Origin of the sequence: Paenibacillus sp. BK720 (assembly GCF_011761545.1) — a bacterium.
Classification (GTDB): domain Bacteria; phylum Bacillota; class Bacilli; order Paenibacillales; family Paenibacillaceae; genus Pristimantibacillus.
The window spans coordinates 72,944-95,420 of sequence record NZ_JAASRQ010000007.1 but is presented as its reverse complement, the minus strand read 5'-3'; the positions used below and the strand labels follow the sequence as shown (position 1 = coordinate 95,420).

22 protein-coding genes and 2 riboswitches are annotated in these 22,477 nt (G+C 50.4%); of the genes, 7 read left to right on the top strand and 15 right to left on the bottom strand.

Annotation, left to right across the window (positions count from 1 at the left end; all coding sequences use genetic code 11):
* Window positions 1–24: 24 nt before the first annotated feature.
* The 4 genes from FHT67_RS24805 to FHT67_RS24790 all read right to left on the bottom strand — a co-directional run bounded on the left by FHT67_RS24805 (window position 25) and on the right by FHT67_RS24790 (window position 5,134).
* On the bottom strand, window positions 25–675 hold the full coding sequence (locus FHT67_RS24805) for an urea amidolyase associated protein UAAP2 (protein WP_132309134.1): 651 nt from the start codon (window positions 673–675) through the stop codon (window positions 25–27).
* A 117-nt stretch (window positions 676–792) separates the two neighbouring features.
* Complete coding sequence (locus FHT67_RS24800; RefSeq protein WP_167201648.1) at window positions 793–1,512, bottom strand: urea amidolyase associated protein UAAP1; 720 nt, start codon at window positions 1,510–1,512, stop codon at window positions 793–795.
* Window positions 1,513–1,552: 40 nt separating this feature from the next.
* Window positions 1,553–1,675: riboswitch (guanidine-I (ykkC/yxkD leader) on the bottom strand.
* 98 nt (window positions 1,676–1,773) lie between these two features.
* Window positions 1,774–3,126, bottom strand: a complete 1,353-nt coding sequence (locus FHT67_RS24795; RefSeq protein ID WP_167201647.1) for an APC family permease — start codon at window positions 3,124–3,126, stop codon at window positions 1,774–1,776.
* Window positions 3,127–3,241: 115 nt separating this feature from the next.
* A riboswitch (guanidine-I (ykkC/yxkD leader) is annotated at window positions 3,242–3,347 on the bottom strand.
* A 209-nt stretch (window positions 3,348–3,556) separates the two neighbouring features.
* Window positions 3,557–5,134, bottom strand: coding sequence for a 5'-nucleotidase C-terminal domain-containing protein (locus tag FHT67_RS24790; protein ID WP_167201646.1), 1,578 nt, complete (start codon window positions 5,132–5,134; stop codon window positions 3,557–3,559).
* Between the two features lie 172 nt (window positions 5,135–5,306).
* Here FHT67_RS24790 and FHT67_RS24785 point away from each other — a divergent pair, with 172 nt between their 5' ends.
* The 6 genes from FHT67_RS24785 to yjcZ all read left to right on the top strand — a co-directional run bounded on the left by FHT67_RS24785 (window position 5,307) and on the right by yjcZ (window position 9,536).
* Window positions 5,307–6,314: a phosphate/phosphite/phosphonate ABC transporter substrate-binding protein gene (locus tag FHT67_RS24785; protein WP_132309126.1), complete on the top strand. Its 1,008-nt coding sequence runs from the start codon at window positions 5,307–5,309 to the stop codon at window positions 6,312–6,314.
* A gap of 116 nt (window positions 6,315–6,430) precedes the next feature.
* Entirely contained in the window at window positions 6,431–7,204 is a 774-nt protein-coding gene (phnC, locus tag FHT67_RS24780; protein WP_132309124.1) for a phosphonate ABC transporter ATP-binding protein, read from the top strand.
* A 14-nt stretch (window positions 7,205–7,218) separates the two neighbouring features.
* On the top strand, window positions 7,219–8,016 hold the full coding sequence (gene phnE, locus FHT67_RS24775; RefSeq protein WP_167201867.1) for a phosphonate ABC transporter, permease protein PhnE: 798 nt from the start codon (window positions 7,219–7,221) through the stop codon (window positions 8,014–8,016).
* Window positions 8,013–8,807, top strand: coding sequence for a phosphonate ABC transporter, permease protein PhnE (gene phnE / locus FHT67_RS24770; RefSeq protein ID WP_167201645.1), 795 nt, complete (start codon window positions 8,013–8,015; stop codon window positions 8,805–8,807). The genes phnE (FHT67_RS24775) and phnE (FHT67_RS24770) overlap by 4 nt, the downstream gene beginning before the upstream one ends.
* Before the next feature lie 190 nt (window positions 8,808–8,997).
* Window positions 8,998–9,165, top strand: coding sequence for a hypothetical protein (locus FHT67_RS24765; protein ID WP_165930718.1), 168 nt, complete (start codon window positions 8,998–9,000; stop codon window positions 9,163–9,165).
* Window positions 9,166–9,413: 248 nt separating this feature from the next.
* Window positions 9,414–9,536 carry a sporulation protein YjcZ gene (gene yjcZ / locus FHT67_RS24760; RefSeq protein ID WP_132309118.1) on the top strand — a complete coding sequence of 41 codons (123 nt, stop codon included), beginning with the start codon at window positions 9,414–9,416 and terminating at the stop codon, window positions 9,534–9,536.
* 43 nt (window positions 9,537–9,579) lie between these two features.
* Here yjcZ and FHT67_RS24755 read toward each other — a convergent pair whose 3' ends face one another.
* The 5 genes from FHT67_RS24755 to pdxR form a co-directional block, all read right to left on the bottom strand.
* Window positions 9,580–10,362: an SDR family oxidoreductase gene (locus FHT67_RS24755; protein ID WP_167201644.1), complete on the bottom strand. Its 783-nt coding sequence runs from the start codon at window positions 10,360–10,362 to the stop codon at window positions 9,580–9,582.
* A gap of 127 nt (window positions 10,363–10,489) precedes the next feature.
* Window positions 10,490–11,383, bottom strand: a complete 894-nt coding sequence (gene rsiV, locus FHT67_RS24750) for an anti-sigma-V factor RsiV (RefSeq protein ID WP_132309114.1) — start codon at window positions 11,381–11,383, stop codon at window positions 10,490–10,492.
* Complete coding sequence (locus FHT67_RS24745) at window positions 11,380–11,886, bottom strand: RNA polymerase sigma factor (RefSeq protein ID WP_167201643.1); 507 nt, start codon at window positions 11,884–11,886, stop codon at window positions 11,380–11,382. The genes rsiV and FHT67_RS24745 overlap by 4 nt, the downstream gene beginning before the upstream one ends.
* Before the next feature lie 27 nt (window positions 11,887–11,913).
* Window positions 11,914–13,938, bottom strand: coding sequence for an acyltransferase family protein (locus FHT67_RS24740; RefSeq protein ID WP_167201642.1), 2,025 nt, complete (start codon window positions 13,936–13,938; stop codon window positions 11,914–11,916).
* A 120-nt stretch (window positions 13,939–14,058) separates the two neighbouring features.
* Window positions 14,059–15,498: a MocR-like pyridoxine biosynthesis transcription factor PdxR gene (gene pdxR / locus FHT67_RS24735; protein WP_132309109.1), complete on the bottom strand. Its 1,440-nt coding sequence runs from the start codon at window positions 15,496–15,498 to the stop codon at window positions 14,059–14,061.
* A gap of 124 nt (window positions 15,499–15,622) precedes the next feature.
* Here pdxR and FHT67_RS24730 point away from each other — a divergent pair, with 124 nt between their 5' ends.
* Window positions 15,623–16,237 carry a LysE/ArgO family amino acid transporter gene (locus FHT67_RS24730; protein ID WP_167201641.1) on the top strand — a complete coding sequence of 205 codons (615 nt, stop codon included), beginning with the start codon at window positions 15,623–15,625 and terminating at the stop codon, window positions 16,235–16,237.
* A gap of 52 nt (window positions 16,238–16,289) precedes the next feature.
* Here the strand turns inward: FHT67_RS24730 and FHT67_RS24725 are convergent, their stop codons facing one another.
* From FHT67_RS24725 to FHT67_RS24700, 6 genes are all read right to left on the bottom strand, one after another.
* Complete coding sequence (locus tag FHT67_RS24725; protein ID WP_167201640.1) at window positions 16,290–17,516, bottom strand: Ger(x)C family spore germination protein; 1,227 nt, start codon at window positions 17,514–17,516, stop codon at window positions 16,290–16,292.
* Window positions 17,513–18,916, bottom strand: coding sequence for a spore germination protein (locus FHT67_RS24720; protein ID WP_167201639.1), 1,404 nt, complete (start codon window positions 18,914–18,916; stop codon window positions 17,513–17,515). Before FHT67_RS24720 ends, FHT67_RS24725 begins: the two co-directional genes overlap by 4 nt.
* On the bottom strand, window positions 18,913–20,004 hold the full coding sequence (locus FHT67_RS24715) for a GerAB/ArcD/ProY family transporter (RefSeq protein ID WP_243711717.1): 1,092 nt from the start codon (window positions 20,002–20,004) through the stop codon (window positions 18,913–18,915). The genes FHT67_RS24720 and FHT67_RS24715 overlap by 4 nt, the downstream gene beginning before the upstream one ends.
* Entirely contained in the window at window positions 19,988–20,254 is a 267-nt protein-coding gene (locus FHT67_RS24710) for a hypothetical protein (RefSeq protein ID WP_132309099.1), read from the bottom strand. Before FHT67_RS24710 ends, FHT67_RS24715 begins: the two co-directional genes overlap by 17 nt.
* Before the next feature lie 107 nt (window positions 20,255–20,361).
* A complete protein-coding gene (locus tag FHT67_RS24705; RefSeq protein ID WP_132309097.1) occupies window positions 20,362–20,658 on the bottom strand; it encodes a chorismate mutase in 297 nt (98 codons plus the stop codon).
* 151 nt (window positions 20,659–20,809) lie between these two features.
* Window positions 20,810–22,285, bottom strand: coding sequence for a DHA2 family efflux MFS transporter permease subunit (locus tag FHT67_RS24700; RefSeq protein WP_167201638.1), 1,476 nt, complete (start codon window positions 22,283–22,285; stop codon window positions 20,810–20,812).
* Between the last annotated feature and the right edge of the window lie 192 nt (window positions 22,286–22,477).

The following is a 22,477-nucleotide window of genomic DNA, read 5'->3' as shown; positions in this document are numbered from 1 at the left end:
ATCTCTCCCCTTCTCCCCAGATGGCTAGTCGTTCCAGATCAAGACGCGAATCGGCGTCGGATTATAGGCATTGCACGGATTATTCAGCTGTGGACAATTGCTGATCAGAACAGCCGTCCGTCCGACGGATTGCATTTCCACGTAAGCTCCCGGCGAAGAAACGCCGTCGTCGAATTTCAAGCCGCCTTGCGGCGTAACCGGCACATTCATGAAAAAATTAACGTTCGGCGCCAAATCGCGCTTGCTGTAGGGCTCGCCCCGCCGTGCCAGCTGAAGCATGAACGTATCCCGGCAATTATGCATGTGCAGTTTCTCATGGGCGTAACGGACGGTATTGCTCTGAGCGGAGCAGGAGCCGCCAACCGTATCATGCCGGCCGCAGGTATCCGCAACGATCTTCACCAGTTCCTTGCCCGATTCGGCAAGCAGAACCGAGCCGGTGGTCAGGTAAATGTTCTGTTGATTCGTCATCGTAGCTACGGCACTGTAATGATCCTCCGGATTATCCGCATCGAAGAACAACGTATCCGCTGCTTGATTCCCCTCCAGATCCACGATGCGGAGCACTTGACCAGGCTCCAGATCATGCATCCAGCCATCCCCTGCCAGTACTACTTCGTTATAAATCGCTGCCTCAGGCAAGCGCGTGCTTTCTACCCGGTTAAAGCTTCCCATAGGTTGTATCCTCCTTAAATAAATTGCGGAAGCCATTTATACTTCGTAAGCGTCCACTTAATGAATTGCGAAGCCATTCAGCTTCGTAAGCATCGATTTTTCTTAATATTCCGTCTATTAAAGCCCCAGCAATTGATGGTAGCTCCATGTATTCTCGAATGCCCTGCGGTTCTCCGGCCTGAAGTTCAAGCAATAATCTTCCTCGCTTACCGGTTCGGCTGCCGACACTTCAATCGCAACCGGCACTGCCGGGTATTCCGTTCTTGGATCAAGCGGATTAGGAGTATTCGATACGACTAGCAGAACGTCCATCTCCGTGCGAAGCACGACCGATGCGCCCGCCTCGCAATGACCAAGCTCATAATGCATTTGCCCGTCGTCATCCACATACACCTTGGAGAACAAGTTCACAACCGGCGACATATCTCTCAAGCCAAGACCGCTCCGCGTTAGCTCGACAGCGAAGTTCTCTTGTCCGGACCGGAGCCATTCATTCCGAAGCTCCTGGTAGGTCGTCTTGCCGTACTTGCGGTCGGTTAACGCTCTTGTCGTGTAGCCGCTGATCGTATCATGCCAGCCCAGGCTGTCTTCCACGATGCTTGCAAGCACTCTGCCGTTATCGCTCATAAGCGTATTCCCTTTCGTCAAATGCGCGGTATATTGTGCCTTCAACGAATCCGGCATATTGTAGCGTTCCGTCAAATCCTTGGCGTTAAAAAGCATAATCGACAGGTTCGCGCCTGCTTCCATAGCCGTGAAGCGAATCTGTTTGCCCTTGCTTACGGCTCCCGACCATTTTTCCCCTGCGCGAATCGCTGTTTTCCAAGTGCTGCTCATCGTTATTTCCCCCTTTGAATAAAAAAAGCCCGGGAGAATGATCTCCCAGGCTTTTGTCCTTCCGTGTCATATGGCCGGGCTGCTTCGGTAAGCTTCCGCCATACGCCGTCTCTCGGACCAGACTTGACGTTTACCCGTCAACGGAACCCTAGACAGCTTTTTCGCTCCGTCAATTCCGGAGCTTATTCAAATGTGATGTTTGCTAACATATTGCAAGTATAAGTGGATCGATTTTCCGTGTCAATATACATTACATAAAAATTATTTAAATTCCGTCTCGATCGCTGGCGTTGCCGGGAAGATTGGAGCTGATGGCGTTTCCTGCGCCATGCGCAGCTTTCTGGTGCGGAACAGGTAATACGCAACGCCGAAAACGAGCCAAATGCAGCCAAGAAGCAGCGCTTGAGAGTCAAGCAGCGTGATGAGCCAAATAATGAACGACGCTCCGATCAAAGGGAAGATCAAATATTGGAACGTTTGTTTGAGCGAGCGCTGTTTGCGTTTGATGAAGCATTCCACTATGACAGAAATGTTAACAAAGGCAAACGAGGTTAAAGCGCCAAAGCTTACGAACTTAACGGCCATATCCAGACTGATAACAAGGGCAAGAAGCGAAATGACGGATACAAGCACGATATTGTTAACCGGGGTACGGTATTTGGGATGCAGGGCTCCAAAAAACTTTTTCGGCAGAATCGAATCGCGGCCAAGCACGTACATCAAACGGGAAACGCTCGTTACGGATGTCAGACCTTGCGTGAATATCGCAAAAATCAAAACGGTCGTAAAAATCGCCCCTAATGCCGCCCCGCCCGCAAGCTTCATCAGTTCAAAGCCGGCTGCGTCCAGATTATTAAAGGTCAGGTTAGGATATCTTACCTGAATCAGGACGGATGTTGTAATGTAGAGGATACTCGCTATCAAAATGATGAGCATAATCGCTCTTGGGATCGTCTTTTTCGCGTCGATGGTCTCCTCCGACAGGGTCGACACGGTATCGAACCCAAGGAAAGAGAAGCAGATCAGCGAAGCGCCCGCAAGCAGCGTCGACAGTCCGGTGTCCATGTGGGTGAACGGCAGCACGACGTCATGCACGCCAGACAGGCCTTTCATCAGGTATCCGCAGAACAAGGCAATAAAAATAATTTGGAAGAGTACAAACAGCTTGCTTAAGCTGGCGGAGAATTTTATTCCCGCAATGTTGACGACTGCCAGAATAATATTCAGCAAAATGATCCACACATAGGCTGGAACCGCAGGGAATTGGGCATTCAGATAAATGCCGAAGGTCAGGCAGGCAATAATCGGGGAGAACAAGTAATCGAGCAGAATCGCCCATCCTACCGTAAAGCCGGGAATAGGATGCATCGATTTCTTGACATACGTATAAGAGGAACCGGAACCCGGGAAGATCTTGGCCATAATGCTGTAGCTGTACGCCGTAAAGAAGATGGCAACGATCGAGAGCGAGTAGGCTTCCGTTATCATTCCTTTCGAAGCGTCGTAAGCGATGCCGAATACCGAGAAGTAAATCATTGGCGTCATCCAGGCCAATCCAAGAGCAACGACCTGAACGAGCGTAAGCGATTGGCGCAAAGTAATTTCTTGTTTCATCTCCATACTCCTCCCTTTCTCTGGACAAACAGGCGAAACGGCTTCGCCGTCTTTAGGCGGCAGAACGCGTTTCAATCCGGAGAATAAAAAAAGCCGCGGGAAGATATTATTCATATCCTCCCGGGCTTTTCTCCCTCCGTGGACACAGCCTGCCGGCTGTGCGTCCTCTCTCGGACCAGGCCAGCGGAATAGATCGCTGCGGAACCCTAGAGAACAATGGCTATTCAGTTGTTTGCGTAATGTAAGCTTACATACTTTATTTCAACTTGATGTTATTTAATATAACATGTATATTTTGTTTTTCAAGCCCTTTGTTTAAATTTAATTGCATTTATGTTCGATTTGTTCACATCAAAGCATTTACGCTTACCCGTAAGCGCAGAAAAAAGAGGGCCACTCTTCGCTGGAAGAGCAGCCCTCTTTCTGTTTCCTACCGCATTATCCGCCAGTTTCGATCCTCTGATGCCGTCAGCCGGCCTTTCGAACGAATATAACCAACTGCGATGTCGGCCATATCCTCCGCTCCTTCATAGAGAACGGGCTTCCCTCTAAACATATCGAAGTTTCCGCCGCCGCCAGCGCGGTAACTGTTCATGACGACGGAATATTCGGCTGTCATAGCAAGCGGTCTCCCGTTTCGAAAAAGCCTTGTAATGCGTTTGCCAATCGGCAATGACAAATCAATGTCATATTCGATACCCGCCCACATGTCGTAATTGTAATGCTGGGCTTTGGGCTGGAGATAAGCCTTGCTTACACCTGGTTTTCCGTCCGCCCCAAGCTCAAAGTATGCGGCAGACTGCTCAAGCGCCAAGCGGATATCCTCTCCGGTCAACCGAAGAACCGTTAGCGTGTTTGGATATACAAAGGCCGACAGCACATCCCTTACCGTGATGACAGCTCCAAAGCCCTTGGATTCTTCGCTAAGCAGAGCCGCAGCGGATATTTCCGCGCTAGTCGCCTCAAGCTGGACTGCATGAATAAATTGCACGAAAGGATGCGGTGACCTTCGGCATTCAAACGGATCGCGTACGGACAAGTCGCCTTCCGTTGTTCCGATAGGCTGGTCCAGCCAATCCTGCGTCCTTTTCTCCATCTCACGGGTTAGCGCTTCTACCTCTTCATCCGCCGCCGTATTCGCTTCCGGCTTAAGCAGCCGGGCCGTCTTTGAAACCGTCCGCCAGCCGTCATCGCCGTGCTCGAACTCAAACGCAAGATGTCCCAGAGCTTGTCCGTTGCTGCCCGTCTGCACAACGAGCACCCCGTTTAGCTCCTCCGCGATCAAGCGGTGCTGATGACCGGTAATTAGCGCATCGATGCCGGGGACTTCCATGCAAATCGCGTAAGCCTGGTTCTCGCCGGTTAACCGCTCTGTGGCTTGGCCATTGTCCAAATCGCGTTCGAAGCCTCCGTGATAGCTGACAACGAGAAGATCCGGCTGCTCATGCTCCCGTATGTAGGCGACCCATGCCGTGACGGCTTCAAGGGTGTCCCGGAAATCCAGCCCTTCAATATGACTGCCTTTCTCCCAATGCGGGATATAATGCGTCGTAGCTCCAAGGATAACCACTTTCAGCTTGTCCTCTATCCGCTTCACGAGATATGGACGGCCTAATGCCGGTACTCCCGATTCCTTAGTAAGAAGATTGGAGGATAACCAGGGGAAACGGGAAGCCTCAACGGCTTTCGCCAACTTGGCAAATCCATAATTGAACTCATGATTCCCCGGTACGGCCGCGTCATATTGAAGGCTGTTCATGACTTCAATGCACGGATGAATGCCGGCGGCATGCGCTGCCGCGTAAGCGGCGAACGGCGAACCCTGAAGCATATCTCCATTATCGATAAGCAGCAGATTCGGACATTTCGTTCTCTCTTCCTTAATAAGCGTGGCCAGCTTGGCAAGTCCGGAAGGAATCTCTTCTCTTGTCCGGTAATCCACCGGATGAATATAACCGTGTATATCGCTGGTAACCAGGATGACGCATTTCACGCTTTCTCTTTCCACAGTCCGTCTTCCTCTCCTTTCGAATAAGCGCTATTGTATCAGAGCCCTATACGCCAAGATACGACTTTATGCGTATTTACAAATACTTATCTCCCCATTGACCTACCGTTAATAGAGATTACCTATAGTGGACGAGTATTTAAAATATAGAATTTTTTGGAGGGTTCTGGAAGTGAAGAAACTGCACTTGATCGTCCTACCGCTGTTATTGCTCGCTTTATTGGTTAGCGCCTGCGGCAACAACAGCAACTCGAGCGCAAGCAACAATGCCTCGAACGCTGCAAGCCCGTCAAACGAAGCATCCACCGAGCCGTCCGAGACCCCGACGCCGGAAGAAAGCAAAGCTCCGGAAGGTTATGTTCCAACCGAACTGACCGTTCAATTCGTCCCTTCGCAAAACGCGGATACGCTGGAAGCGAAAGCAAAGCCGCTTGAAAAGCTGCTTGGCGATAAGCTTGGCATTCCGGTGAAAGTAAGCGTATCGACCGACTACAACACCATCATCGAAGCTATGGCTTCGAAAAAGGTAGACGTAGGCTTCCTGCCTCCTACCGCTTACGTGCTTGCAAAAGAAAAAGGCGCAGCCGAGGTTATGCTGCAAGCGCAGCGTTTTGGCGTAGACGACGCTACAGGCGCTCCTACTACGGAGCTGGTAGACAATTATAAGTCGATGATTATCGTGAAGAAGGATTCGCCAATCAAAACGGTTGCGGATCTGAAAGGCAAAAAAATCGCTTACCAGAACGTGACTTCCTCCGCAGGTTATGTATGGCCGGCAGCCGCGCTGATGGACGCGGGTCTTGACCCGCTGAAGGACGTTCAACCGGTTACGGTAAAGGGCCATGACCAAGGCGTTCTCGCTGTATTAAACGGCGACGTGGATGCCGCCGCGATTTTCCAGGATGCACGCACGCTCGTATCGAAGGATTATCCGAAAGTATTCGAAGATACCCGCGTTCTTACTTTCACGGAGCCAATCCCTAACGATACCATCAGCGTTCGCTCCGACATGAATGCGGATTGGGTCGCTAAAATTCAGCAGGCTTTCATCGATATCGGCACTGACCCGGAAGGCCATCAAATCATTTTCGACGTCTATTCGCACCAAGGTTATGTGAAATCAAGCGACAGCGTATTTGACATCGTGCGCCAATACAACGAAAAAGTAAAAACCGAGTAGTCTTCTATTCTTCGTCAATTGACGCCAACTAAGGCATCGGACAAGCCAGTACATCGCCGCCTGCGGCCTGTACTGGCTTGTCCCGTTACCGAAACTTTCTAAAAGGATGGGTTCCCATGATCGAGCTTCGCCAAGTATCGAAAATTTACCCGAACCAGACCAAAGGGTTAAACCATATCAACTTGACCATTCAAGAAGGAGAATTTATCGCGATTGTCGGTTTGTCTGGCGCCGGCAAATCCACCCTACTCCGCTCCATTAACCGGCTCCATGATATTTCCGAAGGCGAGATCTTGATCAACGGCCAATCGATTACGAAAGCGAAAGGGAAGAAGCTTCGGCTGATCCGCCGGGATATCGGCATGATTTTCCAAAGCTTTAACCTGGTCAAGAGATCTTCCGTCCTTCGCAATGTTCTGGCCGGAAGAGTTGGTTATCACTCTACCCTCCGAACCTTAACCGGCCGGTTCCCGAAGAAGGATGTCGATCTGGCTTTTGAAGCGCTGAGCCGGGTTAACATTACGGAAAAAGCTTACTCCCGCGCCGACGAATTGTCGGGCGGCCAACAGCAGCGCGTCGCAATCGCCCGCGTGCTTGCCCAGGAAGCCAAAATTATTTTGGCCGACGAGCCTGTTGCTTCCCTGGATCCTCTAACGACCAAACAGGTCATGGACGATTTGAAAAAGATTAATCAGGAGCTTGGCATTACGACGATCGTGAACCTTCATTTCATCGATCTGGCCAGAACGTATGCGACCCGGATTATCGGCCTCCGCGCCGGCGAGGTGGTATTTGACGGGCCCGTATCGGAAGCGACGGATGAACGGTTCGCCGAAATTTACGGTCGTCCGCCTGCGCGGGACGAGCTGCTTGGAGAGGTCGTCGTATGAGTCTTCACGTCGATATGAAGCCCGTCGCGCCCCAAAAGACGGCCCGTCCCAAGCCGCCAGGCCGGATCAAGCATTATTTGACCATCGTATTGATTCTTGTTCTGCTCTGGGCGAGCGGCAAGCAAACCGAAGCATCCCTTCCGGAGCTGATTACCGGCATGCCCAATATGTGGGATCTGCTGAAGGAAATGTTCCCGCCGCGCTGGAGCTACTTCGACAACATTGTTCACGGCATGCTCGAAACGATTCGCATGGCTTTGATCGGCACAACGATTGGCGCGGTATTGTCCGTTCCGGTATCCTTGCTGTGCGCGGCTAATCTGACGCGTTACCGCTGGCTGTATTATCCGTCCCGGTTTCTTCTTAATCTTGTTCGCACGGTACCGGATTTGCTTCTGGCCGCGATCTTTGTAGCCGTCTTCGGCTTGGGCCCGATTCCGGGGATTCTGGCTCTAACCGTCTTCTCGGTGGGCCTTATCTCCAAGCTGACGTACGAGCTGATTGAAACCATCGACCAAGGACCGCTTGAAGCCTTAACGGCCGCAGGAGGCAATTTTGCGCAAAAAATCGCGTACGGCGTCGTCCCTCAAATCCAGGCGAACTTTATGTCCTTCGTGCTCTATACCTTCGAGATTAATGTTCGCGCCGCCGCCGTATTGGGTCTTGTAGGCGCAGGCGGCATCGGTCTTTATTACGAAGCAACGCTTGGTTTCCTGGAATACGACAAGACAAGCGTCATCATCCTCTTTACGCTTGCCGTAGTACTTGTTATTGACTATGCCAGCACGAAGCTAAGGGAGAGACTGCTGTGAATAATGTCATTATCCAAAAACCGAAAAAAAATCCTTATCGTTGGCTGATCTACGCCGCCCTGCTCGCTGTGTACGTATGGGCATTTAGCGGCGTGCCTTTTACGGGCATTAAAGAAACAGCGGGAACCATTATGAAATCGATTCTTACCGGTCTTTTTCAGCCGGATTGGGATTATGTGTATTTGCCGGACGGCGAGGATTTATTGCGGGGATTACTGGATACGCTGGCTATTTCGGTTCTGGGAACGATAATCTCTGCGATAGTCAGCTTTCCTTTTGCCTTCTGGGCGGCCAGAAATATGAGCAGATTTCGGATGGTTGCGGGATCGGGTAAAATCGTTTTGAGCTTTGTGCGCACCTTTCCCGAGCTCGTTATGGCCCTCCTCTTTATCAAAGCCGTTGGTCCAGGCTCGTTCGCTGGCGTTCTCGCCCTTGGCATTCATTCCGTCGGCATGCTGAGCAAGCTGTATGCGGAGGAGATCGAGAGCATCGACCGCGGTCCGTCAGAAGCCTTGCTTGCATCCGGTGCCAACCGGTTCCAGCAATTATGGTTCGCCGTGCTACCTCAGGTGCTCCCAAGCTTTTTATCCTATACGCTGTACCGGTTCGAAATTAATGTCCGATCTGCGACCATCCTTGGTTTTATTGGAGCAGGCGGAATCGGCACGCCGCTCATCTTCGCTTTAAGCACGCGCCATTGGGACCGTGTCGGCATTATTTTGCTTGGGATTATCGTCATGATCACCATCATTGACCTTATCTCCGGCGCGATCCGCAAGAAGCTCGTATAATAAGCGAACCCCCGGTTGATCCGTTCATCCGGGGGTTTTTACGCTCAATATGGACCATCGTCTTGCCCTGACTCCTGTACCGGAGGGGCAAACGGAATTGGTTAAATGCCTCCGAGGCAAATACCCAATCACATTCGCTCCCCCCACATATATTAAAGTATACTCCAGACGTAAGGAGGTGTTGTGAATTATGTCAGGTATTGGCCATGGATTTAACAACGTTGGTTCAATTCTTGTGCTGTTCATCTTGCTGGTGATCATCGTCTGCGGTTGCGGTTTTGTAGGCGGTTGGGGTGGCGGCTGCGGCGGCGGCTATCCAGGAGTTGGAGGCGTAGGTACAGGTAAAGGCTACTACTAATCCATGCAGCATCATGCCTCCATGAATGCTGATGAATGTTAATCTCTAAATATATGCATGAAACAGAAGACCCCTTTACGGGGTCTTCTGTTCGCTTTCGCATGGCCTGTCAAACTTCCTACCAACTCATTTATCCTGGCAGGATGATTCCAAATAGTCTTCTATCTACGAGATAGAGGTCCAAGCACTTGCTAACCTAGAAGCATAATCTATAGTGTATTCTAAATTACTAGGAGGTTTTATTCTTTATGGCATCTTCCGGTTTCATTCTTGTTCTGTTCATCTTGTTGGTTATTATCGCTTGCAGCTGCGGTATCTTTGGCGGTGGCTGCGGTACTTCTTACGGATATCGGGGTAAAAAAGAAAGCTAATTCAACAGACTAAACCAAAAGACTCCGCGAGGAGTCTTTTGGTTTAGTTACCTGATTCCGCGTGCATGGCATCAACCGATTTGCTCATTAGCTTGAATATAAAGTTAGGCGCAACCCGGCTCATTAGCTTAAGCAGATTGCTTTGTCCCGGACGGATTTCAAACTGGTCCTTCTCCATAGCTTTAATGACATGACTAACTAGCTCGGATACCTCCATCGCTGTGCTGCCCTTCATATCATTGGCTTCAAACGCGTCAACCAGCGTCGTTTTCGTTAATGGCGGAGCAAGCTCAAACACTCGAACACGCGTGTTCTTGAGCTGGACCCTCAGAGAGCGGGTAAAGGAATGAATGCCGGCTTTCGTAGCCCCGTATACGGGCGAGATCGCGAATGGAACAAAGGCCAATGCGGACGAGACATTCATAATGGCCGCGGAAGGCTGCTTTAACAAATGGGGCAAGAACTGGTTCACCATGCGGACCGGGCCGCTCAGATTCGTCTCGATTTCGCGGCTGATGTCGTGAAGATCGGCTTCCTTCCGCTGCAAATTGATTTTCCGCATCAATCCCGCATTATTTATTAGCATGTTCAGCTCCGGGAATTGGGCGGTTACGCTGTCGTATAACTTTGCGATAGCTTCGGGCTCCGTAACATCGCAAGGGAACGCATGAAGCATAGGGTATTGCAATCTCGCTTGATCCAGCTTGGCCTGATCCCGGCCGGATACGATAACCGTGTTGCCGAGGGCCGATAAGCGGCTGGCCAGCTCTAGACCGATGCCGGATGCTCCTCCGGTAATAAGAATGGTATTGGAATGAAGTTGCATTGGGTTTATCCCTTCGATTGTGAGTTTGTCGGCTGTATTTTACCATTCCGCGACCTGCTTTGTCACCAGAATAAGGAATTGCTGCAACAAAACAAAGCAGAGGAGCCTCATGCCCCTCTGCTTGTCGTTATTTAATATAATAGTTGCTGACGAGATCGCCTTGGATAACGTCTGTCGGGATTACGAATTCCGGAAGGCCCATAGAGCCCGGTGCAACTTCGTATTTGTTAAAGACGATGACCAGCTTGCCGTCCTTGTTAATATAGAAGCTCTGGTCCTTCTTGATCGACGAGAACGTTTCCTCTATCGGGAGATAGTCGACCGCTCCGGCAATCCAATAGATCTTGCCGTCTTCGCCTTTCATCTGTTCTTTCATTTGGGCTATAATATTGTCGCTCACCAGTCTCAGATACTGATCATCCTTGAACAGCATCGGCAGCGTAATCAGTCTCTGGTTCTTCTTATCGATCGTATCGAACTGCATCACCGTGGAAGAGGATGCGGCCGTCTGCAGAAAATAACGGCCGATTGACAAAATCGTATCGTTATCCGTCTTCACTTCATATCCGGCATCTATGCCGACATGAGCGCCGTTCAAGCCCTGCTTCTTCAAATCTGCAATCTCATCCTGAAATTGGTCATACAACGCTTTGCTCTCGGCCAAATATTTCTGGTTAAGCCCCAGCTGCAGCTCCTTGTTTTCCATATTCGTGATCGCCGGTACTTTGATATCGGCTTCGTAATTGGACTCCTTCAGCTTGAACTCCTGCAAGGTAAGCACTTTGACGATCCGTTCCACGCCAGGAATGGAAGCCAGCGCATTGGCAACCGTCGTACTGGCATTAATCGCAATCAGAAATACGAGTATCGCCGCAGCTATCGTCATCCCCTTCACCTTCAAACGTTTCGCCCTGCGGGTATGCAAGGCTTGTTTGATGGAACGGTTAACGATAAGATCCAGCTCCTCGGGAATCGGTACCGAATGATACTCCTTCCGCAGATGCTCCAATAAATCACTCATCCATTAGTCTCCTTTAAGGAAGTATCCTTCAGCTTCGCGCGAAGCAGTCTCAACGCCTGGTACAACCTTGTTTTGACCGTATTCACATTCTCCTGAAGCACCTCCGCCACTTCTTCGATCTTCATATCCTCGAAGAAGCGGAGGACAACAACTTCCCGATATTTAGGGGGCAAATCCGCGAGTGTCCTGACCAAATCGATGTCCATATAAGAATCCTCGGCGCCAAGCGCGTAAAATTCCAGCTTTTCCAGGTCCATCGGATGAACTCTCTTGTGCTTGCGCAAGAAATCCAAAGACGTATTCACAACGATCCGGTAAAACCAGCTTTTCACCGCGGTGGAGTCCTTCAGCAGCTCGATACTGGTCATAGCCTTATAAATCGAGTCTTGAACAATATCGAGCGCATCCTCTTTGTTTTTGACATAGCTATATGCCAGCCGGTATATGTTTTCCTTGTTTTCTGTAATGCAATCGGTCAGTAGTTGTTCTGACTTTCTGTTCATGGCCGGCATACCCTTCTCTATTTATGGTCACTTGGAGATCGCATCGATTAGCATGGACGCATAATACTCGGCGCCTTCACGCTTCAAATGAACGCCATCCTTCGCGAAATAATCTTCCTTCCCTTCGCTTGCAGAATACCAGTCTACTATGGTTACATTGCCGTACGCCTTAGCAACTTCTGGAAGCATCTGATTTACTGTATCCTGCCAATTCCGCGGAACCCGCGTATTCACGAGATAAATATGCTCAACCTGATCAAGCGACTCGATTAAAGCCTTCAGTTGCTTGTTGGTAAACGCTCCGTTTGTCCCCAGCTCCAGAACGACCGTGCTGCCTAGCGTATGATCGGCCTTCATCTGGTCGATTACGTCCTGCGCCTGCCTCATCTGACGGCCAACTTTACCGTCCACGACAATGCCGGGCATTCCCTTTTCAAGAAACGGTGCGGCATCGAGAATAACGGAATCGCCGATCACGGTAATTCCTTTGCCGTTACCCGTTTGATGGACGGGAGGCTTTATCGTTTCAACAGGTGGCTTATTCGGGTCATCCGATCCCTTTTGAGGCGGCTCTGTTGAGCTATCCTTTGTCGCACCGGCATCCGCTTCCGGTTCTTTGGACGGTTCGGGCGTATGCTCCGGCTTAGACGTCTGAACAGGCTCCTTTGTAGGATCCGGCGTCTCGTTTTTCGTCGGTTTGCTTGTTTCGGTATTCGTATCCGGTTTATCCGTATGCGGATCGGGAGTCTCACCGATAGCATCATTTTCCGGCTCCTTGGCAGGAGGCGGAGTTGGAGATGGCGGCGACGGCTTCACGTCATCATGCCGGATATTATCCGAAACAACGGTAACCGGAGCCGATGTGGCCTTCAGAAGCGAGCTGCCGAAGCTTGGCGTAAATAATAATGGAATAATAATCAAAAAAGCTAGAGGCTGTACGCCAAGCCATCTGACGGATAATACCGTCCGGAATTTTGCCCGAAGCGAGCCGCGGCGAAGCGGTTCCTCCACGTATTTGTAAGACAAGGCTGCAAGCGCAAAGCTTGCCGCAATCTGGACGACAATCAGTAACGGACCCGGGGTAACGGCCTGATTGGAAGGGTTCGTTAAAATAATTATAGGATAATGCCAAATGTATAAGCTATAAGAACGAACGCCGATCCACTTCAGCGGTCGAAGCCCCATGGCTTTGGCCAGGAAGCTGGCAGGATGCGCCAGTACGGCGATTGCAATTGCAGTAAGTAACGACAAGCCCAGAAAACCGCCGCGGTATAACGAAGCATCGTATTCGTTCATCCGGTGCATCATGGCGATAAGCGCAATTATGCTTATGCCTCCGATCGCATCCATTGAAAACCGGGAGGCTTTGGAAACCGCTGCATTCAGCTTATGACTCGGCCATACAACCGCCAATGCCGCACCGATCAAAAGACCAAACATTCGGGTATCCGTTCCATAGTAGACCCGGCTTGGATCAGACCCTGGCACGTACAGGAATGCCATTGCCAACGCCGATGCGACAGCCGCGATAAGAATCATGACGAACAGCTTGCCGCGGCGGTGGGTCAGAAGCAATAACAACGGCCAAATCAGATAGAACTGCTCTTCGATGGACAACGACCATAAATGTCCGATCGGGGACGGCGGGCCAAAGCTTTCGAAATACGAGACCTGATGGAAAATCAGCCACCAGTTATTAACGTAGAACAGCGATGATAAGTAGTCGCCCTGCAGATGGTTTAATCGGTTGGGATCGAGTAACAACAGCCATATGGCAACGAACAACAGCATGCAGAACATCGCAGGAAGAAGCCTGCGTGCTCTTCTTATCCAGAAACCCTTTAAATCCAGCCTTCCATGGCGCTGCTTCTGAATAAGGATTTGATCGGTAATGAGGTAGCCGGAGATAACAAAAAAGATGGCAACTCCAATTAATCCTCCTTGCGCCCACTTCATGTTCAGATGGTAGGCGATGACGGCGAGCACCGATAAAGCCCGCAGTCCGTCAATTCCCGGCATGTAACGTTTCTTGCTGTTCATGTTGTCTTCCATTGCTGTTTCCGTCCCTTACATATTAAATAATTTTGTTATGTATTCAAGACGCTTTAAGCCGCCAAAAAGTTTGAGCTTTTTCATGGAAATTTAGAACAAAAAAAACAGCATCCCGACACTTCAGGGTATGCTGCGGGCAAGCCTCTCGATTCCTGTTTTCATTTGCTCAAAAGAAGCATAGGAGTAAGATAGACGGAGATGATTCCGATCCGCTTTATCATACAGGTATCCGGGATTTAGCAAGACTCCGTCCTTAATCGCGGCATCAAACAAGGCAGGGACGGAAATGTCGCGTTTGAACCGAAGCCAAATATAGAAGCCTCCCGTCGGCACCTCCCATTCCGCCGCCTCTTTCAAATAAGACTCCAGCAGCTGAAGCATATAGGCGCGGCGGGACCTCAGCTCCTTCCTCACCTGGTCTAAGTGCTCCTCGTACAGCCCTTGCCGAAGAAACTGCATAACCGTCCATTGGGATAACGTGCTGGCTCCGTAATCGGACTGCATCTTTACGTCGGCAAGCCGGTGGATGACCTGCTCCGGCCCGATAACCCAGCCGATCCGCAGTCCTGGACTTAACGTCTTGGACATGCTCCCGATATACAAGACCAGCCCGTTCTGATCCAGCGATTTCAACGGCGGAGGGGATGGCTTGTCCAGCCAAAGATCGCGGTACGCATCATCCTCCAATATCGGCAGCTTGTGCTTTACGCATAATTGGTACACGTCCTGTCTTCTCTTCAAGGACATCACCTTCCCCGTAGGATTATGGAAGCTTGGGATAGTATACAGTAACGTCCCTTTTCCGCTTGCCGCATAACGCTCGAGCGCGATTGCGTCCAGTCCTTCCTCGTCTAAAGGCAAGCCCCACATACTCATGCCGGCAGACTGAAAGACTTGAAGGGACTGCAAATAGGAAGGAGATTCGGTTAGAACGGATGAACCGTTCTTCAGCAGGCCAAGGGCTATGAGCTGCAAAGCTTGCAAGGCTCCGGAAACGATAAGGACCGAATCCGGCGAAACGCTTATTCCATAGCCCGTCATATGCTTGCTGATCTCCTCCCTAAGCGAATACAAGCCGCGGGGCTCCGGATAGCCGAATATATCCGTTTGCGAAGGCTGCTGCCGAAAAATCCGGTTCATTGCCTTCGGAAATAAATCCGGGGAAGGCTCCCCTGTCCCAAGACGAATGATGTCGGGAATAAACTCGGCATGGTTGATATCCTGAATGGTCCGTTGGTTGGGCCGATGAACTCCTGTTTTTACGTAAGACTCCCAGTCCGGTAATTTGGGTACCTGCTTGTCCCAAGCCGAAGCTGCGGAGACGATGGTCCCGCTCCCGCTTTTCCCTTCAATCAGACCGTCTGCCGCCAGCTCCGCGAAAGCTTGCACCACGGTACTCCGATTCACGCCGAACACTTTCGCGGCTGCCCTTTCCGTAGGGATACGGCTGCCCGTCGGCCACTCTCCGCTTTCGATTTTCGAACGGACATAATCCGCGATTTGCCGGTAAATCGGAATGCCTCTGCTTCGGTCCGGCCTCCAGTTCGTTTCAAACTTCATCGGTATCTCCAATCTTTGATTTCGTATTGGTTGGTATGCGGCCCAACCATTTGGATGGCGACAATGTTTCCTCCCGCCCTTACAATAAGTCCATATTTTCAAATAACGAAAGGCTGTGTTTCCTTTGCCATTCCTGCACGGTTTATTGCTGTCCATCGGGCTCATCCTGCCCCTTGGCGCGCAAAATGTATTTATTTTCTCGCAAGGCGCGCTGCAGCCCAAATTCCGTACGGCTCTTCCGGCCGTCATTGCCGCGGCGGTATGCGATACGCTTCTCATTCTGCTGGCGATTCTTGGCGTCTCTGTTCTTATTATAAGCGTACCCGTACTCAAAACCATTCTTATTATCGCCGGAGTCCTGTTTCTTGCTTATATCGGCTGGGTCACTTGGCGTTCGGGCGGTGGAGTCCCCTCATCCTCAGAAGCCAGCCAGTACTCTCCGCGCAAGCAGGTTATGCTTGCCGTTTCGGTATCTCTCCTTAACCCCCATGCGATTATGGATACGATCGGGGTCATCGGCACAAGCTCCCTGGATTACAGCGGCCTCTCGAAAGGGATGTTTGCCCTTGCCTGTATTTTCGTTTCCTGGCTTTGGTTTTTCTCGCTTGCCACGGCCGGACGGCTGCTTGGCAGACTGGACTCCGGCGGCCTGATGCGAGCGATGAACAAAATCTCTGCCCTGCTTATATGGGCTTCGGCTATTATGATGCTTGCTTCAAATGCAGGGGATATCCGGTAGTGCCGTTATGAGAAAAAGGCCGGCTGCATGCTGCATGCTGCCGGCCTTCTTCTCATGGCCCGATATTTTCCTTCACGACCTTCTGCGTTTTCAAATCCGGTCTTCTTAGCGTAAAGTCGCTCGACGCCTCCAATTTCGCTTTTTTAAACAGGTCGTCCCATTCCTTGGCAAGCGGCTTGTACTTGCGGAAATGAAACCGGTAATAATGCTGACCGAAGCCAAATACGTCAACGCCAAGCTCGTTCTGAACGTAGCGGAACGTCTCCTGCATTTCCCCGTTTATATATTCGCTTGTCAGCTGCTCAAGCTTCTCGTAGCCTTTAATGGTAGTAAGCTTGATGTCGCGGTCGATGCTTGTAATTTTACCGTCCCCTTCCACATGAAGCCTAAAGACGGGCTGATCCCCGTTCATCCCGACTTTGACTCTGCTGTGCATATGGTAGAATTGCACGGCAATCGCTCCCGGACTGGTTGGTTTGCCTCCGGGTCCAGGCAATGAGAACAGACTGTTATTGACATAATCGCTTGCCAGCATGACCATACGCGTCTGATCGTTCGTCAGGAATCCTATTAGCTTATCTCCCCTAAACACGGCCGCGCCGGACAGTTTGACTATAGCAACGGGATGGATCGTTTTTATGGCATCCAGACTCTCGCTTTTTTCGACATCTCCCGTTATAGTGACGGCGCCTAGCATAAGCGCCCGGCCTTCGCTTAGAATGGCCTGTGCGATGTCGTATAAATGGCTGCGGGGGATTCCGCCGTAAACCTGCCGGTAGGTTTCCACCTGCGTTTGAATTTTATAGGTCGCGTACTGCCCCCTGGCATAGACGGTTTTCAAAAAATCCGACGCAGGAGCTCCCTTGCCGACAAGCACGAGAACGTCTTCTCGTATGTAACGGTTGCGCTGCAATACGTCCATGAATTGATTGATTCCCTCTCGGGCCAGCTTCTCGTCAATAATGATGACGCGGATATGGGCTAGTATCGGATAACGTTCCAGACTTTCGTTCAATCTGGAGACGGCCTCCGCAATCGAGTTCCCTTCCTTCGTGTAAATCGCCGTAGGCGTACCTCCCTTCCCGCCTTTGTTCGGGTCCGTCTCCAAGGCGTTGACAATTTCGAAGGTCACCCTGTATTTCATGTGATGCCCCTTCTCCAATGCCACACCCGTTACCAGTGAAGCTCTGTTAAGCTCGATCTGGTCCCAGCAGCCCGATACCGTCAACATCAAGGAGAAAGCGATGAACAGAACGACAATACGTCTCAACGCTCTCATGTAACCCTCCTTTTATCCCATTTGGAGTATAGGGACAAGTAAGGCACTCCAAACGATTCAATGCGGGTCAACTGTATCATCAGCAGGCAGCATCCCATTACAAGGCCGTACAGTCCGATGACCGAGCTGAGAATAATCATGCCGAAACGGAAAAATCTCACTTTGGAGCCAAACGTATAGATCGGCGCGACAAAACCGGAAATGGCCGTCAGCGAGACCACAATGACCGTAATGTTGGAGACAATTCCCGCTTGCACGGCCGCCTCCCCAAGCACCAACGCGCCTACGATGGAAATCGTCGGACCGACTATGCGAGGCATCCGCGTTCCGGCTTCGCGCAAGATCTCGAACGTAATTTCCATTAGAAGAATTTCGATGCTGGCAGGGAAAGGAATCCCTTCGCGCTGCGCGGCTATGCTGGTAAGCAGAATACTGGGGATAAGCTCTTGATGATAACTGGTCACCGCGGTGTACAGGGCTGGCACGATGAGAGACAGAATAAAAGCAAAGTACCGCAAATAACGGGAAAAGGAACCAATAACAAACCATTGGTACTCATCCTCCGGCGACTTGAAGAAGTCGGTGAAAATAGAGGGAACCACCAGCACAAACGGACTTCCGTCCACAATAACCGCTATCCGCTTATTTATCATCTGACGGCAGACGGCATCCGGACGTTCGCTGTTGTATACCGTAGGAAACAGCTGTATCCCTCTGCTCTTGGAGTGTAGCAATTCCTCGATCCGACCGGAATCAAAAAGACTGTCAACCTGCGAGCTGTTCAGCTTCTCCCTCACCTGTTCCAGAATCTGCGCATCCACTTCACCTTCCAAATAAGCGATATACACCGCGGTATGCGTCATATAACCAAGCTCGAACTTCTCGAAACGGAGGTTTATATGATTAAACCGCCTGCGAATCAAGCTCATGTTCGTATCCGCCGACTCGGTAAACCCGTCCTTTGGCCCCCGTACCACATTTTGAGTGGAGGGCTCTTCGATCGACCTTGAATTCAGCGATCTGACGTCTACGGCAAGAACGAGGGAAACGCCCTCGATCATAATCGCGGCATATCCAAGGACAATTTTATTTGCGGCTTCATCCAAGCTGCGCAGAACTTCGTGCTGAAGACCGGAAAAGTGACAGGCGTTGAGCCGGTGGAAAATCTCTGCTTGGGTAAAGTTCTCGTTGTTTTCGGGTAAATCAAACTCACTCAAGACCTGCTTCTTTATAAAATCCGAGCTAGTCATGGTAGTCAAATAGCATAACAGCCCTTCAAACGGACCGATACGCACGGAAACCGCGGCAAAGTCGGTGGTCTGTCCAAATTTTTCGTTTAACGTTTGCTTCACTGTTTCCAGATCGCGGAGTTGCCCCCCGGAAGTTGTCTCCGTATTCATGTCGTGGCTCCTTTCCGGTAACGGATTCGAACGATCACCAGGGTTAAGAGAGGCACCAGCAGCTGCAGCGGAATATGAAGCGTATAAATCACGTACTTCAAGCCCTCTGCGACATGCTCGGCACTGTTACGCGTGACAAGGATGGAGAAAGCCCCTGCGAGAATGGCAAGGGGGAAGGCGAAATCCTCCGGTTTTCTCTTGAGTACGTAAGATATCCCTTCCATGGCGGCGTATAGGAATACCGCGCATTTCAATAATGTGCCGAAAATGATAATAAGCGCGATTAACGCATCCATCCGGGTAATGATGTTTGCGATGTTGATGAGCCTTGCCGCATCCAGCAACGCGAACACCGAATATTTCTTCATCTCGATACCCAGCGTACAGATCTGGATGAGATCGGTTATGGATAAAATGAAACAGGTGCTGATAAAAGCGTACAGGGTTACTTTACGGAACCCTTTAGCACCGCCCAGCTGCGGCTGAAAGACAAGGAATACCACACTTTCGCCATAAGGAAACCAGATGGAATGGGTGAACGCCGATTGAATGACCGGCCATAGCCCTTTGGACAAGAAGGGAAGCATTTGTTCCAGAATGATCGAGCTGCTGAACAGCAGCAATATGCCAACGGTGGCTAGCATAAACAGTACAATCCACAGAATGAGGGACGCAAATCGGGCAATGGCGTGAATGCCGCCTAAAGCGCAATAAGCGACCAAAAATACAAACAACGTGGTCAGAAACGGAACGGGCGTCATGCGCAGCAATGTGCTCATGATAAGCTCGATCATATCCCTGACGTTGCGCGCGGCGATATAAAGGAAATAAGTCGAATAAATTAGGATAAAGACTTTGCCCGTCGCTTTCCCCCACGCTTTTTCCAACAAGGGGTAAAGCCCGAGATTATCCGTCGACGCCAGCATGGCGCTGTAGATGACAAGCAATAAACAAGCGGGAAAAAAAGCGAAGATGCCAGTCAGCCAAGAATCGGGGACTAAGCTGGGCGTCCCGAAAATAATGGATGTGCTGAGCAGAAAAACAAGCTGCATCGCAAACGTGTCAATCGTATTAACTTTGCTTGGCATCACGCTTCTCCCCACCTTGATTTTTGGGTTTACTGCCGAATCTTTTCTTTAATCGTTCAGATATTCTGAAGTTAATCCACGCGGCTATTGCAAAGGCTCCTATGAACATAAAGATTGTCGAGGTATCCGGATACACGGGAAGCAAATGCACAATTGCCCTGGAAAAAGGCTGTTGAAACACAAGCATATCCAGCATAGCCATCATCAGCAAACCAAGCATCATCATGATGAAAAGCCCGAGGATGATCATTCGACACCCTCCCTAACGTTTATGGTTATTGTCATTTTGCTCCAATGACATTGGAAATATGTACAAAAAAAGCACCGCGGCGTAACCGAAGTTACAACCGCAGTGCTTTAAACCGCCTGATCCGTGAAATTATCCGTAAGCAGCTCTTCATGTCTTGAAATCGCGATGTCCATAATTTTCCGATATATGTCTACGGCATATTCGGGCCTTAAGCCGTACTGCTCGGAGAGCTCGACAATTTTCTTGAACTGCTGTTCTTCCCGCTTGGGATCTTGCGCGTGGAGCTGATTTGCCGCTTTGTATTCCCCTACCGCCTCAGTAAAGATGAATCTTTGTGCCAATAAGGCAACAATCTGTTGGTCCGTCTTGTCAATGGCCGATCGCAGTCCTTCTAATACTGTCATGTGCACCCTCCGTAGTCTGATGTCGCGTAGACGCTTTATAGCAGTAAAGCAAACCATATATATTGAAGATAACATACAGATGTATAGTCTGTAAACGAAAAAAACCATCCATTCCTGAACAATTCAGAAATAAATGGTTTTTTCGTTCGGATTAGTGCCCCATCATCATAGGAGCTTCCACGACGGAGCCTTCATCGCCTTCAGCTCTGACCGGTTTGCGCAGCAGCAAGCCCAGCAATGCTCCCGCTACGGCGATTACGACCACAACCAGGAAGGTTTCCCCGTAGGAATGATACATGGCGTCAAGCTCCGGAGCCTGACCGGGCACCGTCGCATCCTTAATCTTCGTAGTCAGATAGGTGCTGAGTCCGGCTATCGCAAAAGATGTCATCACTTGCTGCGCTGCGGAGGTTAGCGAGGTAACGCGGCCAACCAGGCTCGGCGGAGACGCTTGAATCAGATACGTATTCATCGGCATCATGGACAGCCCCATCCCGACGCCAAACAGTCCGGAAGTCATGAGGATAAGCGATAACCCGTCATCCGCGGAAATGTTCGATAACAGGAACGAAGCAACTCCAACAATGCTAAGCCCGGTAACAAGCAGAGGTCTTGCCCCAATCCGGTCGAACAGCCTGCCTCCAATCGGCATAAAGACCGCGGAAGCGATCGCTTGAGGCAGCATGATCAGCCCGGACTCCGTTGCCGTATGACCCTGGACTTGAATGAGAAGCATCGGAATGAGGAAAAACGTTCCCATAAGCGCAATCTGCGTAAACCACTGGACAATGATTCCCTTGCTGAAATCCATCGAGCGGAATACGCGAAGTTCAAGAAGCGGCTGCTTGCTGCGCAGCTCAACGAACACAAAGATAATCAGGGAAGCGGCGCCTACGATGAGACCGGTCAAAGTCTGAACCGATGTCCAGCTTGTTCCTCCTTCGCTTACCCCGTACGATAAGGCCGCAAACGCGAGCGGCCCGAAAATAATGCCCGGAACGTCCAGCGATTTTACCTCCTGGCGTTCAATGTTAGGCAAGGTGCGCATGCCTGCAAAAATTCCGATGATGCCAAGAGGAATATTGATAAGGAAGATCCAATGCCAAGTGGCGTAATCGATTAACGCGCCGGCCACAACCGGACCTAATGCGGGAGCGATCAGAACAGGAATCCCAAGCATCCCCATCACCGAGCCAACCTTCTCAGGAGGACTAAGCTTGTAAATGATCGCGAAGGCAATCGGCATAACCATGCCGCCGCCAAGACCTTGAATTACCCGGAATAAGATCAGCATTTCGATATTGCCTGCGAAGGCGCAAAGCAAGGAACCAAACGTAAACATCCCCACTGATACGAGGAAAATCCGCTTAGCCCCAAACCTGTCGGACAGCCAGCCTGCCAGCGGAATTACCGCAGCTTGCGCAAGCGCATAGCCCGTTGTCGTCCACTGAACGACGGACAAGTCCTTGCCGAACTCCTTCATGAAGCCGCTTAACGCGACATTCATCGCCGTCCCGTCCAGAATTACCATAAACAAACCAACGATAACCGCAATTAGAGGCGCGATGATCGATCGGATCGTAAACGTACTCGCGTCAGGCACGGCTTGAATAGTTGATTTCGTCATTTATATCCTCCATTCTCAACTTCTTTCATTTGGATTATAACCACAAAATGACCAATGGTCAACATTATTTTATACCGACGGTCATCTTTTTATTTTGTTGAAAATATCGGAAAATATCTCATTTTTCGGCTCCGATTGTCATAGTCACGTTGCCCCTGCCATCAAATTATTGTACCATTGGTCAATAAAAGT

Excerpts from the sequence above, each read along its gene's own strand:
- FHT67_RS24805 (WP_132309134.1), bottom strand. The coding sequence starts at position 675 with ATGGGAAGCTTTAACCGGGTAGAAAGCACGCGCTTGCCTGAGGCAGCG.
- FHT67_RS24800 (WP_167201648.1), bottom strand. The coding sequence starts at position 1,512 with ATGAGCAGCACTTGGAAAACAGCGATTCGCGCAGGGGAAAAATGGTCG.
- FHT67_RS24795 (WP_167201647.1), bottom strand. The coding sequence starts at position 3,126 with ATGAAACAAGAAATTACTTTGCGCCAATCGCTTACGCTCGTTCAGGTC.
- phnC (WP_132309124.1), top strand. The coding sequence starts at position 6,431 with ATGATCGAGCTTCGCCAAGTATCGAAAATTTACCCGAACCAGACCAAA.
- phnE (WP_167201867.1), top strand. The coding sequence starts at position 7,219 with ATGAAGCCCGTCGCGCCCCAAAAGACGGCCCGTCCCAAGCCGCCAGGC.
- FHT67_RS24765 (WP_165930718.1), top strand. The coding sequence starts at position 8,998 with ATGTCAGGTATTGGCCATGGATTTAACAACGTTGGTTCAATTCTTGTG.
- yjcZ (WP_132309118.1), top strand. The coding sequence starts at position 9,414 with ATGGCATCTTCCGGTTTCATTCTTGTTCTGTTCATCTTGTTGGTTATT.
- FHT67_RS24755 (WP_167201644.1), bottom strand. The coding sequence starts at position 10,362 with ATGCAACTTCATTCCAATACCATTCTTATTACCGGAGGAGCATCCGGC.
- rsiV (WP_132309114.1), bottom strand. The coding sequence starts at position 11,383 with ATGAGTGATTTATTGGAGCATCTGCGGAAGGAGTATCATTCGGTACCG.
- FHT67_RS24745 (WP_167201643.1), bottom strand. The coding sequence starts at position 11,886 with ATGAACAGAAAGTCAGAACAACTACTGACCGATTGCATTACAGAAAAC.
- FHT67_RS24740 (WP_167201642.1), bottom strand. The coding sequence starts at position 13,938 with ATGGAAGACAACATGAACAGCAAGAAACGTTACATGCCGGGAATTGAC.
- pdxR (WP_132309109.1), bottom strand. The coding sequence starts at position 15,498 with ATGAAGTTTGAAACGAACTGGAGGCCGGACCGAAGCAGAGGCATTCCG.
- FHT67_RS24725 (WP_167201640.1), bottom strand. The coding sequence starts at position 17,516 with ATGAGAGCGTTGAGACGTATTGTCGTTCTGTTCATCGCTTTCTCCTTG.
- FHT67_RS24720 (WP_167201639.1), bottom strand. The coding sequence starts at position 18,916 with ATGAATACGGAGACAACTTCCGGGGGGCAACTCCGCGATCTGGAAACA.
- FHT67_RS24715 (WP_243711717.1), bottom strand. The coding sequence starts at position 20,004 with ATGCCAAGCAAAGTTAATACGATTGACACGTTTGCGATGCAGCTTGTT.
- FHT67_RS24710 (WP_132309099.1), bottom strand. The coding sequence starts at position 20,254 with ATGATCATCCTCGGGCTTTTCATCATGATGATGCTTGGTTTGCTGATG.
- FHT67_RS24705 (WP_132309097.1), bottom strand. The coding sequence starts at position 20,658 with ATGACAGTATTAGAAGGACTGCGATCGGCCATTGACAAGACGGACCAA.
- FHT67_RS24700 (WP_167201638.1), bottom strand. The coding sequence starts at position 22,285 with ATGACGAAATCAACTATTCAAGCCGTGCCTGACGCGAGTACGTTTACG.